Origin of the sequence: Nonomuraea sp. NPDC050643, from assembly GCF_040654715.1 — a bacterium.
Classification (GTDB): Bacteria; Actinomycetota; Actinomycetes; order Streptosporangiales; family Streptosporangiaceae; genus Nonomuraea.
On record NZ_JBFAIM010000044.1, the window covers coordinates 39,994 to 57,980 of the forward strand.

16 protein-coding genes are annotated in these 17,987 nt (G+C 68.0%); 14 read left to right on the forward strand and 2 right to left on the reverse strand.

From position 1 onward, the window contains the following. Positions 1 to 15: 15 nt before the first annotated feature. The 4 genes from AB0I15_RS42100 to AB0I15_RS42115 all read left to right on the forward strand — a co-directional run bounded on the left by AB0I15_RS42100 (position 16) and on the right by AB0I15_RS42115 (position 5,784). Entirely contained in the window at positions 16 to 1,044 is a 1,029-nt protein-coding gene (locus AB0I15_RS42100) for a hypothetical protein (RefSeq protein ID WP_358109114.1), read from the forward strand. 384 nt (positions 1,045 to 1,428) lie between these two features. Further along, positions 1,429 to 3,099 (forward strand): FAD-dependent monooxygenase, encoded by a 1,671-nt coding sequence (locus AB0I15_RS42105; RefSeq protein WP_358109117.1) that lies wholly within the window; start codon positions 1,429 to 1,431, stop codon positions 3,097 to 3,099. Positions 3,100 to 3,680: 581 nt separating this feature from the next. Next, the gene (locus AB0I15_RS42110; protein WP_358109120.1) at positions 3,681 to 4,928 is read left to right on the forward strand and encodes an ATP-grasp domain-containing protein; all 1,248 of its coding nucleotides are present in this window, start codon (positions 3,681 to 3,683) and stop codon (positions 4,926 to 4,928) included. Between the two features lie 13 nt (positions 4,929 to 4,941). Next, positions 4,942 to 5,784, forward strand: a complete 843-nt coding sequence (locus AB0I15_RS42115) for an LLM class flavin-dependent oxidoreductase (RefSeq protein WP_358109123.1) — start codon at positions 4,942 to 4,944, stop codon at positions 5,782 to 5,784. Positions 5,785 to 5,808: 24 nt separating this feature from the next. Here AB0I15_RS42115 and AB0I15_RS42120 read toward each other — a convergent pair whose 3' ends face one another. Together AB0I15_RS42120 and AB0I15_RS42125 are read right to left on the reverse strand one after the other, a co-directional pair. Next, the gene (locus tag AB0I15_RS42120; RefSeq protein WP_358109126.1) at positions 5,809 to 6,591 is read right to left on the reverse strand and encodes a thioesterase domain-containing protein; all 783 of its coding nucleotides are present in this window, start codon (positions 6,589 to 6,591) and stop codon (positions 5,809 to 5,811) included. An 8-nt stretch (positions 6,592 to 6,599) separates the two neighbouring features. Continuing rightward, on the reverse strand, positions 6,600 to 6,851 hold the full coding sequence (locus tag AB0I15_RS42125) for a phosphopantetheine-binding protein (protein ID WP_358109129.1): 252 nt from the start codon (positions 6,849 to 6,851) through the stop codon (positions 6,600 to 6,602). 218 nt (positions 6,852 to 7,069) lie between these two features. Between AB0I15_RS42125 and AB0I15_RS42130 the strand changes: the two genes are divergently transcribed. From AB0I15_RS42130 to AB0I15_RS42175, 10 genes are read left to right on the forward strand one after another with little or no spacing between them, the layout of a single operon-like run. Further along, a complete protein-coding gene (locus tag AB0I15_RS42130) occupies positions 7,070 to 7,258 on the forward strand; it encodes an MbtH family NRPS accessory protein (protein WP_358109132.1) in 189 nt (62 codons plus the stop codon). Positions 7,259 to 7,275: 17 nt separating this feature from the next. Then, entirely contained in the window at positions 7,276 to 8,274 is a 999-nt protein-coding gene (locus tag AB0I15_RS42135) for an ABC transporter ATP-binding protein (RefSeq protein WP_358109135.1), read from the forward strand. Next, positions 8,271 to 9,110: an ABC transporter permease gene (locus AB0I15_RS42140; RefSeq protein ID WP_358109138.1), complete on the forward strand. Its 840-nt coding sequence runs from the start codon at positions 8,271 to 8,273 to the stop codon at positions 9,108 to 9,110. The genes AB0I15_RS42135 and AB0I15_RS42140 overlap by 4 nt, the downstream gene beginning before the upstream one ends. A gap of 17 nt (positions 9,111 to 9,127) precedes the next feature. Continuing rightward, positions 9,128 to 10,729, forward strand: a complete 1,602-nt coding sequence (locus tag AB0I15_RS42145; protein WP_358109141.1) for a hypothetical protein — start codon at positions 9,128 to 9,130, stop codon at positions 10,727 to 10,729. Positions 10,730 to 10,731: 2 nt separating this feature from the next. Continuing rightward, positions 10,732 to 12,174, forward strand: coding sequence for an AMP-binding protein (locus AB0I15_RS42150; protein WP_358109144.1), 1,443 nt, complete (start codon positions 10,732 to 10,734; stop codon positions 12,172 to 12,174). Then, positions 12,167 to 12,706: a phosphopantetheine-binding protein gene (locus tag AB0I15_RS42155; protein WP_358109146.1), complete on the forward strand. Its 540-nt coding sequence runs from the start codon at positions 12,167 to 12,169 to the stop codon at positions 12,704 to 12,706. Before AB0I15_RS42150 ends, AB0I15_RS42155 begins: the two co-directional genes overlap by 8 nt. Continuing rightward, positions 12,699 to 13,106 (forward strand): phosphopantetheine-binding protein, encoded by a 408-nt coding sequence (locus AB0I15_RS42160; protein WP_358109148.1) that lies wholly within the window; start codon positions 12,699 to 12,701, stop codon positions 13,104 to 13,106. The genes AB0I15_RS42155 and AB0I15_RS42160 overlap by 8 nt, the downstream gene beginning before the upstream one ends. Further along, positions 13,103 to 15,751: an amino acid adenylation domain-containing protein gene (locus AB0I15_RS42165; RefSeq protein WP_358109152.1), complete on the forward strand. Its 2,649-nt coding sequence runs from the start codon at positions 13,103 to 13,105 to the stop codon at positions 15,749 to 15,751. Before AB0I15_RS42160 ends, AB0I15_RS42165 begins: the two co-directional genes overlap by 4 nt. Next, complete coding sequence (locus AB0I15_RS42170; protein ID WP_358109154.1) at positions 15,748 to 17,304, forward strand: AMP-binding protein; 1,557 nt, start codon at positions 15,748 to 15,750, stop codon at positions 17,302 to 17,304. The genes AB0I15_RS42165 and AB0I15_RS42170 overlap by 4 nt, the downstream gene beginning before the upstream one ends. Beyond that, entirely contained in the window at positions 17,305 to 17,967 is a 663-nt protein-coding gene (locus AB0I15_RS42175; RefSeq protein ID WP_358109157.1) for a GNAT family protein, read from the forward strand. Positions 17,968 to 17,987 lie beyond the last annotated feature (20 nt).

Genomic DNA, 17,987 nt, shown 5'->3' on the forward strand with positions numbered 1-17,987 from the left:
ACGCGTGCCCCATGGGTGCTCGTCCTGCTGACGACGCTGTGCGCGGAATTGACGTTCACCGCGGTCGCAGTGCCGTTGACCTGGCTACTCCTGCCACTGCTGCTGGTGATGTACGGGGCTGGTGTCCTCGTGATCCGAGAGGCGCTCGTGCGCGTCCGCGGCGGCTGGCCGAGCCTCGTGCTGCTGGGCGTGGCCTACCAGATCGCGGAAGACGGACTGGGCCTGCAAGCCCTGACCAGCCCCCGGATGTACGGCGCCGCTGACTGGGGACTGCGAGCCCTCGGTGTGAACTGGACCTACTGGGAGTCGCAGATCGGGGTTCACGTGGTCCTCAGCGTCCTCGTCCCCATCGCCCTTGTCGACCTCCTCTTCCCGGGCCATCGTGGTCAGCCGTATCTGGGAAAAGGTGGGTTCACGGGAGTCGGCGCACTGGCAATCGTAGGCGTACTCGGACTGCGTTATATCATTTCCGCGAACCAGGACCCTGGATACCAGACGCCATGGGGCTGGACGGCGGCGTTCATCGCAGCCATCATCGTGCTTGCCCTGCTCGCCCTGGTGGTCATTCCTCGCTACCATCTCCCGGAACGCCGTCGAACAGAGCGAAACGCACCGCGCCCAGGAGTGGTCGGATTCGTGTCCATGTACTTGACCATGGCATTCCTGACGACACTGCTTCCACTCGGCCTCGGATCTGAACTACTGTTCGGCGACATGATGCCGGATCCCCTGCGGCTGGTCACGGCGGCAATGACCGCCGTTCCCTTCGGATTGCTGGTGCTGCGCTGGCGAGCGGCGGCCAACTGGGATGATCGGCATCGAATTTGGCTTATTGGCGGCATTCTTTTCTCGCACACCGCGTTCATGATGCCTGGTTCGCCGGCTGCCGTAGTCATCGGCTCACTGACAATTGTGGCTCAGGTAGTCCTGCTGGCCATTCTCGCCAAACACGTAAGCCCGCGAGAAAAGCACGCCGAACCTGAGCCGGGCGTGATAGGAGCCGGCGTCGTGCCGCGTGACCGCCAAGGTATGCCGTTCATTTAACGATCATGCTCTGGGAGCTCGTCCGCTGTTCGGATTCCCGGCTACTCCTATGCGAGTACGAGGGCGGGCCGCGGTCCGGCTTCTTCGACCGCGAGAGTGGGCGGCGGTCGCACAGGGGCGTTGGGGCCATCTGGCCGGAGTCGAACGCCAGGACGCTCTGCCGCAGTGAACGTGTTGGCCCGATCTTGCCTGCAACGCGCATTCCCGCAGATGACACGCCGGTCCTTGAGTTTGTCGCAATCCCTTTCCCGGCTCTCCTTCGCAGCCGTTACATGACTCTTCCGGCGCGGTGACGGATACGCGGTTGTCGGCTGCCCAGAAATTCAACTAGCGTAGATTTCGTCAGGAGATGAATTTTGTGATGGGAAACAGGGGGAGACAACGATGGTCACTGTCGACACGCCTGTGCTCGTGGTCGGCGCCGGTCCGAGTGGACTGACCCTGGCCAACGAGCTGGCCCGCCACGGCGTCACGGTGCGGATCATTGATCGCGCGACCACTCCGGCGACAACGTCCCGAGCGCTGGTCGTCCAGCCGCGTTCCCTGGAGATCTTCGAGGACATGGGCGTCATCGACGACGTTCTCGCGACGGGCAGTAAGGCGCCCAGCATCAACGTCATGTTCGCCGACGACAAGAGCGTCCGGCTGGAACTCGACGACCTGCTGAACGATCCGGCGAACTACACCACCTACCAGTCCCTCTTCACGCTCTCCCAGGACGACACCGAGCGGATCCTCACCAAGAAGCTGGAGGAGCGCGGGGTACACGTCGAACGTGGCCTGACCATGACGGCCCTCGACACCGGCGAGGAGCACGTGACCGTGTCCGTACACGCGGCCGACGGTACGACGAGGGCGATCCGGTGCGCATGGGTCATCGGCTGCGACGGGGCGCACAGCGCGGTACGCGAGGCGGCCGGAATCCCGTTCGAGGGCACCACCTATCCGGACGAGTTCATCATGGCCGACGCCGAACTCGACTGGGACCTGCCGGACGGCGACATCTACGCATTCCCCAGCCGCGCCGGATTCATCGCGGCCTTCGCGATGCCGGGTGAACACCGGTTCCGCATCTTCGGCAACGTGATCGTCGGTCCCGAAGGGCCCAGCCCGGAATACAGCCGGCCGACCCACGAGGAGTTCCAGGCGATGGTGGACGAACGGATGCCGCTGCCCGCCACCGTGCTCAAGGAGCACTGGGTCAGCCGCTACCGGCTGCACCGGCGTGTCGCGCCGCGCTACCGCGACGGCCGGGTCTTCCTGGTCGGCGACGCCGCCCACGTGCACAGCCCGGCCGGAGCGCAGGGCATGAACACCGGCATCCAGGACGCCTACAACCTCGCGTGGAAGCTCGCCCTCGTGGTACGCGGCATCGCCACGAATCCCCTCCTGGACAGCTACCATGCCGAGCGCCACCCCGTCGGCAAGCGGCTGCTCACGACCACGGACCGGCTCTTCGCGGTGATCTCCGGACAGGCCGCCATAGCCACGTTCCTTCGCGCGCATCTGGCCCCGCAGATCGCCTCGCGGGTGCTCGCTCGCCGCTCGATCCGCACCTGGCTCGTCGGCACGCTGGCGCAACTGCGCGTCGCCTATCCGGCGAGCCCGCTCAATCGTGAGGACGGTTCAGGCTGGAAGGACGCGCCGGCGCCCGGCGACCGGGCTCGGCAGGCCGACGTGCTCATCGACGGCGAGCCCAGGCGTCTGCACGATCTCCTTCTCGGTACGCGGCACACTGTGCTGCTGTTCGCCGGGACCAGCGGGGCCCGCCAGGAGGCCGAGTTGTGCCGTGTCGCCGACCGGATCAGGCACGCCTACCCGGACCTGGTGGCCGCGTACGTGATCAGCACCGAGCGTTTCACCGGCCACCCTGCTCTCGTCGGCGACCCGGACCACTCCGCGCACGACCAGTACGGCCTCAGCCGGGCCGCCGCGTTCGTGATCCGGCCAGACCTGCACCTCTGCTACCGCGGTACGCCCATCGACACCGGCACACTCCTTGCCGATCTCGCCCAGCGACTGCCGGGCGCGGCATCAACAGCCGTCACCCGATAGCGGGCGGCGGCGAGGCGTTTCGCCGGCCCCGTGGATTGATGCGCGTTGTGTCCGCCGCACACCTTCACGACCGCACGGAAGACATGTGGCTGGGAGAAATGGACCACTACCCCTGCCACCCAAGCCAAAGTTGATGGCGCGGCCGTCAGCCGGATAGGGACGGCGCGAACACGACCGCAACCAGGGTGATCAACTTGTGCACGCGATCACCGTGGAGCGCGGCCGGCTCCTGACCACCCTGCGCCCTTAAGTCGCGCGGGCGAGGCGGCGGGGGCTGTCCGTACCCGACGCGGCCGGCCGTCCCACCCGCGCGCCGAGTACTTGTGTGAGACCGCCTCAGTTCGAGAACGCACCCACCGTGGCATGACGATCCAGGAGCGCGAGTCCACCGAACTCGGGGCACACCAGGGGGCGCATCAAACCCAGTGAGACTGCTGGAGAGCGGATGCCCGCCGGCCGATGGCGCCGCACCGGCCGGAGCCCTCTCATAAAGGGGGCCTTCAATAAGAGACTTTTCGCAGATCTTCTACCTGCCATAGATTTCTGCTCATCATACTTCGCCGTCTGCGGGGAAAGCTGGTATGCCGGAATCCGAAGAGAGTTCGCGTCGGCCTTGTTTGCTGGTCGTGGAGACCGGGCCCAAAGCGTATCGCGAGTACCTTCTTCGTTCGCTTTCCACCCGGTATCGGGTGCATCTTTTCTGCGCGGCAGTGCCGGAATGGGCGGCCGGCTACATTTCCGGCCACAGCATTGTGGAGAACCCCCGGGACGGTCTGGCGATGGCGGCCGAGGCGTTGCGGTTGGCGAGCAGGGAGCCGGTGCGGGGCGTGATGTGCTGGCTGGAGGACATGATCGTGCCGGCCGCGCAGGTTGCTCGGGCGCTGGGGCTGCCTGGCGGCGACCCTGAGGCGGTCGCCAGGTGTTGCGACAAGTCGCGGACGAGGTCGGCGCTGGCCGTCGCGGGGGTGCCGCAGCCCAGGATGGTCGCCGTGACCACACAGGCGGAGGCGTTGCGTGCCGCTGACGAGGTCGGCTATCCGGCCGTGCTCAAGCCGCGTGGACTGGCGGGCAGCGTCGGCGTCGTCAGGGTGGACGGCCCGGACGAATTGTCGGCCCTGTTCGGCGTCGCTCGTGACGCCAGCGCGCCCGGCGAGGTCAGATACGACATCCCGGTGCTGGTGGAAGAGTACGTCGACGGCCCGGAAATCAGCGTGGACGCGGTGGTGCATCAGGGGAGGGTGCAGCCGATGTACATCGCCAGGAAGACGCTCGGTTACCCGCCGTTCTTCGCCGAGGTCGGCCACTGGATCGACGCCGTGGACCCGCTGCTGGGGGATCAGGCGCTGATGGAGGTGCTGCAGCGGACCCACACGGCGCTGGGCCTGGCGAACGGCATCACGCACACCGAGATCAGGCTGACGCCACGCGGCCCACGGGTCATCGAGGTGAACGCGCGGCTCGCCGGCGGCCTGCTGCCGTTTCTCGCCCAGTGCGCCACCGGCGTCGACGTCGGCCTGGTCGCCGCGGCGGTGGCCTGTGGCCGGGCGCCGGTGCTTGCACCCGACCGCAAACTCGTGGCCGCGATCCGATTTCTCCACCCCGAGCGGGATGGCATGACCATCCGGTCCATCGGCTTCACGCGGGACCGGGCGACGCCGGCCGAGAACACCGCAGTGATCATCGCGCAGCCTGGGCAGACGGTCTCCACACCGTTCACCGACATGCTGTCCGGCCGGATCGCCTATGTCACCGCCGTCGGTGCCGATCTCGGGGAGTGCCAGGCGGCGCTGGACTCCGCGCAGGCGAGATTGCACGTCGAGGCCGTCTGACCAAGGAGGAACGGTGTCACCGACGTTCGGACTGTACCTGCCACAAGTACGCCGCGATTTCGGCGAGCTGGCGGAGCTGGCGGAGGCCGCGGAGCACGTGGGTTTCGACTCCGTCTGGTTCATGGACCATCTCACCCTGCCGGGGGTGGCGGGCGGAGCCCTGGAGGGATGGACGGTCGCCACCGCGGTGGCCGTCAGGACGTCGACGATCCGCATCGGGCACCTGGTCCTCTGCGACGCCTTTCGGCATCCGTTCCTGCTGGCCCGCATGGCGGTCACGCTCGACAGGATCAGCGGAGGTCGTCTCAACCTGGGGTTGGGCTGGGGCTCGTCACCGTCGGAGCTGAGCACTCTGGGGTTCACAGGAGACCCGCCCGCCGTGCGCCTGGCCCGGCTCGCGGAGACGATCGACATCCTCGAAGCCGTGATGGGCGGGAGTCCCGTCGATCATCAGGGCCGTTTCCACACGATACGCGATCCCCTGGGAGGACCCGCCGCCTTGCAGCGCCCGATCCCGCTTTACCTCGGTGGCACGGGCAGCGGCACACTTGAGCTGGCGAGGTCCCGGGCCACCTGGTGGAACTGCTGGGCGCCCGAGCGTCACCGCCTCCGTGAGCTCATCCCGCTGGCCGGAGGCGTACGTGTCTCGGCCAACTACTCCATCGCTCTGTCACCTCGCACGGATGTCCCGGACTGGGTGCTGACGGGAACGTCGGAAGAGCTGGCGCGGCAGTTGCGGGCCGATCGCGAGCTCGGCGTCGAGCATTTCGTCATCCAACCGGTCGACCCTGTCCTGCGGGCCAGCGACCTGCTCCGCTTCATGGAGGAGGTCGTGCCCACGGTCGTCAGCGACTGACCGCCCCATGGGCCTGCTCGGCGGTCACCGTGAGGATGCCGCCGGAGGCGTTACTTCCGTATGCCCGGCCAGGAGCCTGCCCAGGAGGGCGCCGAGCTGCTCGGTGGCCTCGGACAAGAGCCACCTGCCACTTCGGATCTGCTCATGCTGTGCCGTGTGGGTGGCGTACCGGGCCCAGCCGGTCACGTTGTGCGCGGCCGACGGATCGCGGTCGCTCGACACAATCGTGAGAGGAAAGCGGCTCTCCGCTCGAGCATTGTGCTCGTACCGGGCGAGCAGCCGGTAGTCGGCGCGAAAGGCCGGCTCGAAGACGGCTCGAAGGTCTTCGAGTTCGAGGATGTTGTCGGGCACGCCCCCGAGCGAGATGATCTTCGCCCAGAACTCGTCGGAGCCGCAGGACGCCAGCTCTCTCGCCGTCCTGTTGACCACGTGCGGTGGCGGATAGTTCGCCACGAAGAGACGCGAGGGCGCGGGGGCGCCCGACGAGATGAGATGCTGGGCGGTGAGGTAGGCCAGAAGCGCTCCCGAGCAGTAGCCGAACAGCGCGTAGGGCTCGTTGGTGAAGGGAAGGACCGACTCCGTCAGCTGTGCCATCAAGGGTTCGAGCTCGGACGGTGGTGGCTCGGAGAACCGGGCCTCCCTCCCGGGCAGGGCCACTCCCCACAGCTCCACATGAGGCGGCAGCCGCCGGGCCAGTTCGGTGAACGCGCTGGGACCCGCGCCCGCGCCCGGAAAACCGAAAAGGCGCACTGACGCCCGGGAACGGTCGTTCAGCCGGAGCAGCCAATTCCATTGCTTGTCCGTCATCCCCGGCCTCAGGCCTCCTGGAGCGCGCTGCGCACCACACTGATGAACTCTGGGACAGTGGGCGCGTCGAAGACATCGAGCGCCGAGAGATCGACACCGAGTCGTTCGCGAACACGGACAACGATCCGCACGGCAGTCAGCGAATCGCCGCCAAGATCGAAGAAATCGGCATCCTGCGCGATCGGGACCCGTAACACCTCCTCCCAGATCCCGTGCAACTGGGAGGCCATGTCACCCTCGGATGGCTCTACGTTCGTCATCGCCCTCAGTTTCTGGTGGGAACGCCACTGCTGGAAGCTTGCGGGGCCGAGGACGGGCTTGCCTAGTCCGTCTTGGGTGTCATGCGTATGAGGACGTCCACGCCCTCGACGACGGCAGGCGATCGTCTTCCGAGGAAGACACCTACCAGAAGGATCCGCTCGGACGACCGAAGATCGATCTTTACCCAGGGTGGTGGTCGCTGGTCCCCTGGTGACTTGTGACCTGGACATCTGTCTACGACGATCCGACGTCGGTGTTCGCCGTGGTCCGGAACCAACAGGGCCGGAATTCGATCTGGCCGGCCGGCCGTGCGATGCCCGACGGGTGGGAATGGGCTGGGTTCACCGGCGCCAAGGCCGACTGCCTGGCATGGATCGGGTCGGCCGACGTGGATGGTGGCCGATGACCCACAGCGCGGCTGTTGTGATTGCCGGTGTTTCCAAGGCCTTCCGCCAGGGGCGGCGGACGCTGGAGCAGCGGCTCAGGCGGGCTCCAGACACCCGGAGTGAGGTCGTCGCCGTCGACGGCATCGACCTGGAGGTCTCGACCCGTGAGGTGTTCGGGCTGGTGGGGCCCAACGGCGCGGGCAAGTCCACCACCGTCCGCATGATCGCGACCCTGCTGGAGCCGACAAGGGGAAAGGTCGAAGTCTGTGGCGTCGACGCCGTGGCGCATCCCCAACGCGCCCGCCGTCATCTGGGTGTGGTGATCGGCGGCGAGCGGAGCGTCTACTGGAAGCTCACCGGTCGGGAGAATCTTGAGTACTTCGCCGCGCTCTACCACGTGCCGAGGCGCGAGGTACCACGCAGGATCGAGCGCGTGCTGGCGGAGATGAACCTGCTGGACCGCGCCGACGACTACGCCGAGCGGTATTCCACCGGCATGCGCCAGCGGCTGTCGCTGGCAAGGGCCCTGCTCCAGGAGCCGACGGTCCTGCTGCTCGACGAACCGACGTCCGGCCTCGACCCGCGCTCGGTCACTCAGCTGCACGAGCGGATAGCGCGGTTGCGTGAGAACGGACACTGCGTCCTGGTCACCACGCACAACATGGACGAGGCGGACCGGCTCTGCGACCGCGTCGCGATCATCGACCGTGGACGGGTCGTCCGATCCGGCACCCCAGGAGCGCTGAAAGCGGCGCTCCAGGTCGACCGGCGGGCTATCGTCCGGCTCTCCCTGAGGCCCGGAGGAGCCGACGACAACCTGGTTTCCGACGTGGAGGACTTCGCGACCATAGCCGAGAAGTCCATCGACGGCTCAGACCTCCACATGGTGCTGCACCTGCCGCTGGAAGTGGATCTGCTGCCACGGCTGGTCGAGGTGAGCAAGAGGCACGAGGCGGTGCTGCGCACGGTCGAGATCGAGCCGGTGACACTCCGGGACGTCTTCCTGGCGGCGACGGAGAACGGCGGGCGTGAATGAGCAATCTCGCGGGGGAGTGGTACGCGATCGTCGCGACCACCCGTAAGGAGCTCCGGTTGATGCGGCGATACCCGGCGGAGATCATCTCGCTGTCCGTTTGGATGCTGCTGCTCCCCATCGCCTATATCGCCCAGGCGCAGGCCTTCTCAGCGGACGAACCGGCCGCGATCGACGCGTTCGCTCGGCGTGCCGGTACAGACGACGTGGTCATGTTCCTGTACGTGGGCTGGTTGGTGTACCTGTGGCTGACGGCGGTCTTGTGGGGACCTGGACTGGCCCTCATGCAGGAACGCCGGCGCGGGTCGTTCGAGATCGTCTTCGTCTCTCCCACATCCCGGTTCACGCTCCTGTTCGGTGGCGCCCCCGCTCAGCTCGTTCCGGCGTTGGTGGTGTTCGCCAGCGCCGCGATATCGATGCGCGTGTTCTTCGGCGTGCCGCTCGGCTGGTCCGAACTCGTACGCTGGTTCGCCGTCCTGCTCGTGGCCTTCCCCGCGCTCATGGCGCTGGGCGGGCTCTTCGCGACCGTGTCGTTGTCGCTGCAGGACGCCGCTGGAGTATTGCAGGTCATCCGTGGCGCGTTCACCCTCTTGTGCGGCGTCACCTACCCCCTCGCCGTGTTGCCTGACGTGTTCCGTCTGATCGGTGAGGCGCTGCCGCCGACTCACGTGATCGGCGCGCTCCGGGCGGCGGCCGGCGGCTCGCAGGAGTTCGCCGGTGAGGTGCCCCGTCTGTTCATCCTTCTCGGTGAGGCCGTTCTCCTGGGGATCGTCGCGATGACGCTGCTGTCGCTGAGCGTCCGGTACGCCCGCAGGACAGGCCGGCTGGGGCTGTTCTGATGACGGCAAGAGGTCCGATGACCTGGTACCAGGAAATGGTCTGGTGGGAGCGGTACTGGGATCCGCAGGATCGTGAATACCCGCCGATGAGCGAGATCTGGTATCTGCCTCAGAAACCATCGATCCCTGAGGTGCGTTCGGCCTTCGCCGAGGTGATGGCGAGACAGGAAGTGCTGCGGACCTTCCTCGATCAGGACGAGCTCGGAATCGCGTTTCAGGGGGTCCGACCCCTCGACGCGGTCACCCCTCCGTTGCGGGTCATGGAGCTGTCCCGGTTGCGCGCGGACATCGATGGCGCACTCGGCACTTTTCGCCGCCCAGGACCCGGCTCGCGGGGCCGCCTCCCGTGGCGTGCGGTGCTGGGCGTCAAGGACGACCGCGTCCTGACGGTCTGCCTTGCCGCCGATCGCGGCCTCATGGACGGCTGGAGCATGGTCGAGTTCCGCCGGCAACTCCAGGCGTCGCTCCTGGGAAGGCTCGGACCGCGCAGCATCCCGCTGAACCCGCTGGAGCGGGCGGCCCACGAACGGTCCCGCGACGGACGGGGGAAGGCGGACGCGGCGCTGAGCCGGCTCGCGCGGGTCTTCGCATCCGCGCCGGAAAGCCTCGTCCCCGGCTCGGCGAGGGACCCGGCGCCACCGCCGTACAAGATCGCTGTGATGCGGTCCACCGAGCTGCTGGCGGACACCGATCTCGTCTGTCATCGCCTGCGCCTGACCAGGCCCACCGTGGTGCTCGGGGTCCTCGTCGCCGTTCTCGCGCTGCGGACGGGGCAATGGTCGTGCCCCATTCGCAGCCTGGTCGCCAATCGTGACTCCAACCGCGAACGGGAGACCATCCAGGGCCTCTACCAGCGTGCCTATCTCAACATCGACCTCTCAGGCGACCCGTCGATGCCCGAAGTGCTGCGCCGGACGTGGCAGGAGTCCGTCAGCGCGTATCAGTACACGCGCTATCCCGAGGACGAGGTTCGTGAGCTGCGTGTCCACGCGGCCCGTGCTCGCGGTTTTGTCCCGAAATTCGAGTTCATCTTCGACTTCATGGTCAGCGGTCTGCCATCGCGGCCCGTTCGAGCCGACTCTCGCCGCGCACGCCAGGGAGCGCTTCCACCTGTCGAGCACCAGTGGCGGACCGCGGGCGCGCCGGAGGACATCTTCATCGCACAGGTGGCCGGCGAGGAAATGACCTGGTCACTGCGCAGTGACAGCGCGCCACTCACCCCCGAGGAGGTCGACCAGGTGCTGCGCTGGACCGCGCGCGGCCTGCGGTTGCTGACAGAGGAGCACAACGGCCTCCGCCTTTCGGAGTTCGGACGGCGGCTGGGCATCGAGCCGCGCGCCTCCGAACCTCCGTCTGAACGGTGTTCGGATGGCGGCGGAGGTCCTTCCTGCCTCGCGGAGGCCGCGCTGGCCGCCGCGCTGCTCGCGACCCATCCTCTGGAAGAGGTCGATCTCACGCAAGACTACGTCGGCGCGGGCGGACGCCTGCACCTGGTCTCGCGGTTCGCCGCGGAACTGAGCCGGCGCGGCTACCACGGCCTGCGCGCCGAGCATGTCGAGAGCCCGATGAGTCTGCGCGCGGTCGCGGCCGAGATGAGCTGTGAAGAGGAACAGATCTGACCATGGACAAAGCATCTGTATCCGCCGGCGAACGTCTTGCCGCCATCGCGCGGGAGGATCCCGGGCGACCTGCTCTGATCGTCGCCGGCGCCCGTACGACGGACACCGTGATCACGTGGGCGGAACTGGACGAGGCGTCAGCCGATCTCGCCGAGCGGCTGAGGCGCCGGGCGTTCGGCACGGCCGCGGTGGTGATCGACGCGACCAACTCCGCGGACACCGTGATCGGGTTCGCCGCCTGCATGCGCGCGGAGGTTCCCTTCCTGCCGCTCGATCCGCTCATGCCCGTCGCGGAGGCGGCGCGGGTGCTGGACACGCTCGCGCGCACGCACCGGCCTGTGCGGCTGGAGGACGCATGGGGCGAGCGCGCCACTCATGAACCGCCGGCCGGGGCGAATTCAGCCGCCGGCTATTTGCTGGCCACCAGTGGCTCATCCGGGTCACCCCGGCTGATCAGGCATCCGCGGCCGTTGCGCCATGATCCCGCGCTGGTTCCGAACCCGATGCTGCGCGCCGTCGGCTGGCAGCACGGACAGCGGCAGCTCATCGCAGGCCCGCTGCACCACGCCGCCCCTTTCATGTGCTGCTGGGAAGGGCTGCTCGATGCGAACACGCTGGTGTTGCTGCCGCGTTTCGACGCGCGCGCGATGCTCAAGGCCATTGACCGTCATCGGATCGAGTGGGCCCAGCTCACGCCCACACACATGCAGTGGGCGGCGCATGCCTCCGGCGGCCAGAGCACGTCGTTCGGCTCGCTGCGCGCCATCGTGCACACAGCGGCGCCCTGCCCGGAGGCGCTCAAGAGGAGCTGGATCGATCTTGTCGGCCCTGAGCGCCTCTACGAGATCTACGGGGCGACCGAAGCCATCGGCACCACCTTGCTCGACGGCCGCGAATGGCTGGCCCACCCCGCATCGGTGGGCCGCGGCTTCTGTACGCAGCTACGCATCCTCGACGAGGCCGGCAGATCCGTGCCGATCGGCGAGGAGGGCGAGGTGTTCATGAGACGGCCCGCATCCGGTCGTGACCGGGGCGGGCACGGGCTGAAGCGCACGGTGGACGGCTTCCTCAGCGTTGGGGACCACGGCCGGCTCGACCGGGACGGCTACCTGTATCTCGCCCCCCGCCGCCACGACCTGGTCATTGTCGGCGGAGGCAACGTCTATCCGGCGGAGGTCGAGGCAGTGATCATGGAGCATCCCGACGTGCTCGATGTCGCGGTCGTCGGGCTCCCCGACGACCTCCTTGGTGAGCGGCTGGAGGCCTTCGTCATCACGGTGCCGGGGTCCATGCCGACCGCCGACCAGATCTCCGCCCACGCCGAGAGCCGCCTGGCCCCGCACAAGGTGCCGTGGTCCGTACGGTTCGTGCCGGAGCTGCCGCGTACCCCTGCGGGCAAGCTGCATCGCCACCGAATCACGGAAATGGAAGGGTCTCATGGCTGATCCGTTGCTCTCCCCAGACGTCCTGACGGTCGAGGCCGTGCTTCGGACACACGCGGACGTCCTCGACGCCGCAGTACTCGGCCCAGGCACCCTGAACGCGGGCACGGTGGCGCTGGTCGCGTCCGACGGCTATGCCACCGGGCCGGATTTGGCCGACCACGTCGCCATCTCGCTCGGCTTCGGGGAAGTTCCCGCCACCATCGCGTTGCTGCCGGAGATTCCTATGAATGGCGACCGGACGGTGGACGTCGGCGCGTCGCGGGCGTTGCTGGCGTCGTGGCCCGCGGTGTACCACTTCGCATTGCCTGGAACCGCCAGGGAACGGCAGCTTGCCGCGATCTGGTGCCGGGTCTTGGATCGGCCATGGATCGGGGTGCACGACGACTTCATCGATGTGGGCGGGGACTCGTACAGGGCGGCGGTCATCTTGACCGAGCTGACGGGTATCGGCGCCGATGTTTCCGTGGGGGACCTGTTCGAGATGGGCACGATCGCAGGCCTCGCGGCCAGGATCGACTCCTGCCGTGATTGACGACCTGACCGACGAACTACGCCGCTTCGTGGCCGACCGGCTCCCCTCGTCGATGGTGCCCAGCCTGATCGTGGAGCTGGCAGAGCTTCCGGTGACCGCGAGCGGCAAGGTGGACCAGGCCCGGCTGCCCGCGCCGCGGACGGCCCACGCCGGCTCCGCGGCACAAGCGAGCGATGGCGAAGAGGAGCTCATCGCCGCGATCTTCGCCGATGTTCTGAACGTCCGGCCAGTTTGCGCCGACGACAACCTCTTCCTGCTCGGCGGGTCCTCGGTCCATGCCATACGCGTCATTGCCCGCATAGCGGACCGGTTCGGCATGCGCATTCCGGCGCTTCGGTTCTTCCGGGACCCGACCGTTCGTGCTCTGGCCGCTGCCGTACGCGAGCAGCGCACGTCATGAACACGACGAAGCGTGCAGGCGAGCACCGGCTGTCCCGGCAGCAACTGGCCATGTGGTTACGGGAGCAGCTCCTGCCGGGCACCGCGATGCACCATGTCGCCGCGGCCTACGAGATCGAAGGACCCCTGGACGTCCCGGCTCTCACCGAGGCGCTGCGTGCTCTGGCGATCCGCCACGAGGCGTTCAGGACCGCGTTCCAGGATCGTGCGGGAACGCCTGTAGCACGCGTTCTCGACGACGTGGCCGTCGAACTGCCGATCGCCGAGGCGGATGACTGGCGAAGCCTCGTCAGGGCTGAGGCGAGCCGCCCCTTCGACTTGACCGCGGCACCGCTGCTCCGCTGCCTCCTGATACGCCGATCGCCGCGGCTCACCCTGCTCGTCGTGGTGGCGCACCACCTGGTCTGCGACGCCTGGTCGCTCGGCGTGCTGTGGGAGGAACTCGGCGCGGCCTACGCGGCGCACATCCGGGGTCTGCCCTGGCAGCCGACGCCGCTGTCTCTCACCTACGGTCAATATGCCGAAGGCCAGTTCGGTGAGGAAGCGCGTCGGGAATCCGAACGGCACCGGGGGTTCTGGCGGCGACGGCTCGCCGGAGCTCCTGCGACGTCGCTGATCCCGGCGGACCGCCCCCGCCCGGCCGTGGGCACACAGCGCGGCGCCATCGCGACCCGAACGCTGGCGCCCGGCCTCCTTGCGGCGGCCCAGGATCTCGCCGTTCGGCGGCGGGCCTCACTCTTCATGGTGCTCACGGCGGCCTGGACCGCGACCCTGTCCCGTTATGCGGGCCAGGACGAAGTAGTGATCGGTATCGCGACGTCCGGCAGGGACAGCTCCGCGGCCGAGTCGGTGATCGGGCCGTTCGCCGATACGTATCCGCTGCGGATCGTGGTGGACCGCACGGAGCCGTTCACCACGCTGGCCCAAAAGGTCCGCCACGAGCTGCTCGGCTGTCTGGAGCACCAAGAGGTGTCGCTGGCCGACCTCGTCGCGGACCTTCAAGATCGGCGGGACCTGTCCATGACCCCGATCTTCCAAGTCCTCTTCAACCTGGTCAGGACTCGTCAGAGACCACTCGAGCTGGATGGGGCACAGTGCCGCTACCTCTCCGGGTTCGTGGAGACGGTGCAGACCGACCTCGCCCTGACGGTGACCGCACCCGATGCCTCGGGCATCCAGGTGAGACTGCTGTACAGCACCGACCTGTACGACAAGGGCACAGCCGACAACCTGCTCAGCCACTACGAGAACGTGCTGGCCGGCGCGCTGGCCGAGCCGGAGGCTCCGCTCGGCGCCCGGCACATGACCCCCGGCACCGCGTCGTCCAGGCGGCAGGTCGCCCCCGTCACAGCCCTGGACCTGATAGATCGCGAACTGGCCCGCCGGTCGGAGGCCGCCGCCGTGCACGATGGGGCCGACACGGTCACGTACGGGGAGTTGAGCGCACGGGCGGCCGCGTGCGCCGATCACCTCAAGGCGGCCGGCGTGGGCCACGGCGACGTCGTCGCGGTCCCGTTCGACAGCGGACTCGACATGATCACCGCGATCCTTGGGATCTGGCGCATCGGCGCGGTCTACCTGCCGCTGAACCCCGACGAGCCGACCGCGCGCCTGACGTCGCTCGTTACCGGCGCGGCCGCGGCAGCGGTCATGTGCGCACCGCCGCACCTGGCGGCGCCGACGCCCGCAGCACCAAGAGGTAGCCGCCCGCGGACGCCAGAACCCGATGATCTCGCCTACCTCATGTACACCTCAGGGTCCAGCGGCGAGCCCAAGGGCGTCGACGTACCGCATCGGGCCATAGCCCACCTGCTGCAGGCCATGGCGGAGCGGCCTGGACTGGACGCCCGCGACGCGGTGCTGGCGCTGACGAGGCCGACGTTCGACATCTCCCTGGCCGAGCTGCTGCTCCCGCTCACCGTCGGCGCCCGCGTTGTGGTCGCGCCGCCCGCCCTGCGACATGAGCCGGAGGCCGTCGGGGAACTCGTACGTGAGCACGGGGTGAGCACCGTGCAGGCGACACCGACAGGCTGGCGGCAACTCCTGCTCGCCGACGTCGAGGCCTGGCGGCTCCGGCGCGCCTGGTGCGGAGGCGAAGCCCTCGACGCGCGGCTGGCTGATCGGCTGGCTTCGGTCGCCGCGGAGGCGTGGAATCTCTACGGCCCCACCGAGACCACCGTATGGTCGCTGGCCAGGCGGCTGGAGCCGGGAATGGACGTCGTTCCCATCGGCTCGCCGCTCGGCGCGACCTCGCTCATGGTGCTGGACGGCTGGGACGAGCCGGCACCGCCGGGTGTTCCCGGCGAGCTGTGCATCGGGATGCCGGGCGTGGCGGAGGGGTATCGCGGCAGGCCGGACCTGACCGCGGACCGCTTCGTTCCCGACCCCCACGGCGCCCCGGGCACGGTGCTCTATCGCACAGGCGATCTGGTGCGCCGCCGGCCCGACGGAGACCTCCAGTTCCTCGGCAGGCTGGACCGGCAGGTGAAACTGAACGGCCATCGCATCGAGCCGGCGGAGATCGAGGCCGTGCTACGCCGGCACAGCCGGGTTCGCGACGCCGTCGTCATGCTGCGGGAAGACACACCCGGTGACCCGCGTCTGGTGGCCTACGTGACCAGACGCGACCCTGGGGAGCGCCGATGACCGGCCCTTCCCTGTACGACTGGTTCGCGCGGAGCGCGGCCCGTCACGCCGACCTGCCCGCCCTGGAGATCGGCGGTCGCTCCTGGACCTATGGCGAACTCGAGCGGGCCGCGAACCGGCTGGGGGCGGCGCTGCGCCGGCGGCACGGGAGCACGCCCAGGCGGATGGGACTGCTGACGGGGCGCACCTTCTCCTCCTACGCCGGCTACCTCGCCGGCCTGAGGCTCGGCGCGACCGTCGTCCCGTTGCACGCCGAAGGCCCTCCGGAGCGGAACCGGCTCGTGGCGGCCACCAGCGGACTCGACCTGGTCCTGGCGGACACAGCGGGAACCGGCCGGCTGGCAGAGGTGGCCGAAGCCGCGGGCGCGACAGCGGTGGCCCTGCCTGCGGCGCTCGACGGACTCGGACCGGAAACCGGCTTTCCTCCAGAGCCGGTCGGGCAGAACGACGTGGCCTACATCCTCTTCACGTCCGGCTCGACCGGACTGCCCAAGGGGGTGCCGGTGACTCACGCCAACGTGGACGCCTACCTCCGCTCGTGCTCGATGCGTTACCCCATGGGGCCCGGCGATCGGCTTTCCCACAACTTCGACCTGACTTTCGACCCGTCGGTGTTCGACCTTTTCCTCGGATGGGGCAAAGGAGCGACAGTGGTCGTGCCTGCCGGTGCGGAAGCGCTCAGGCCGTCGGTGTACGTCAACCGGCGGCGTATCACCCACTGGTTCTCCGTGCCATCGGCGATCTCGTTCGCCCTGCGTACGGGTGATTTGCGGCCCGGAAGCATGCCCGGCCTGCGCTGGACGCTCTTCGGCGGTGACCGGCTGACCATGCGTCAGGCGAAGGCGTGGTCGGAGGCGGCGCCGAACAGCGTGATCGAGAACACCTACGGGCCCACGGAAGTGACCGTGTTCTGCATGGTCTACCGGCTGCCGCCGGAGCCGCGTGACTGGCCGGAAACGTCCAACGGGACCCTACCCATCGGAGGTCCGCTGCCGAGCGTGCGGCACCTGATCATCGACGAGGCGGGCCGGCCGGCCGACGAGGGGGAGCTACTCCTTCGCGGGCCACAGCGGTTCCCCGGCTACCTGGCGTCCTCCGACGACATTGGGCGGTTCTGCCACGGTGACGGCTCCCAGCCGCGATCGGATCACTCGGGACACGAGCACTGGTACCGCACCGGAGACCGCGTCGGCGTCCAGGGCGGCGAGCTCGTCCATCTGGGACGCCTGGACCAGCAGATCAAGATCCGCGGATACCGGGTGGAGCCGGGCGAGGTCGAGGCGGTCCTGCGGCAGCACCCTGCCGTGGACGACGTGGTGGTCGTCCCCGCTCACGCGGCCGTCTCCGATCGCGGGCTGGTCGCCGTCTACACGGGCCGGCGGGACCTGGCGGCCGAACTCGCCGCGCTGGCACGTGACTCGCTGCCGGCCTACATGCTCCCGCAGCGGTTCGAGCACCGGCCGTCCCTTCCGCTGAATGACAACGGGAAAGTGCACAGGAAACTGCTGGCCGACGAGTTCGGGTGGGAATCTGACGCTCAAGAGGCGGGATAAATGAAAGGCAACATCGTTTCCCTGGAGCCGTGCGGCATCGGCGACTACGAGAGACTGGCGAAGTGGCTGACCGCCGAATCGAGCTGGTATGCCGCGGGCCGGCCGAAGGTCCACTCCGCGGAGGACATGAGAAACGAGGACCAGCACGGCGAAAACCATTTCATGATGGTGGTCGAGAACGTCGGCCGGCGTCGGGTGGGGACCGTGACCTGGAAGCAGAACCTGCAGTACGAAGGCAGCTACCACATCGGCACCGGAATCGGCGACAAAGAGCTTTTCAACCAGGGCTACGGTGCCGAGGCCATCGTGCTCCTGCTTTCCTACCTCTTCCACGGAAGAAATGCGCATCGCGTGGATTTCATTTTCGGCGTCTACAACAAGAATGTGCTTCCCATCATCACGCAGTGGGGGGTGACAGTCGAAGGAATACTGCGTGACTACTTCTATCTCGACGGCGAATATCACGACGCCGCCATGTGCTCGGTGCTGCGTGACGAGTTCTACCGGTTCGCCGACCTGGCCGGGTTCCAGAGCACGCTGGACGCCATCTCCGCGGAGGACAAGCAGGTGGCCCGCGAAATGATGCGGGTGCATCTGGAGAAACTTCCCGACGGATATCTCGCCGATCTGCTTGCCCGGCGCCGGCAGAGTGCGGAGCCCTGACGTGGGACCAACAAAATGAG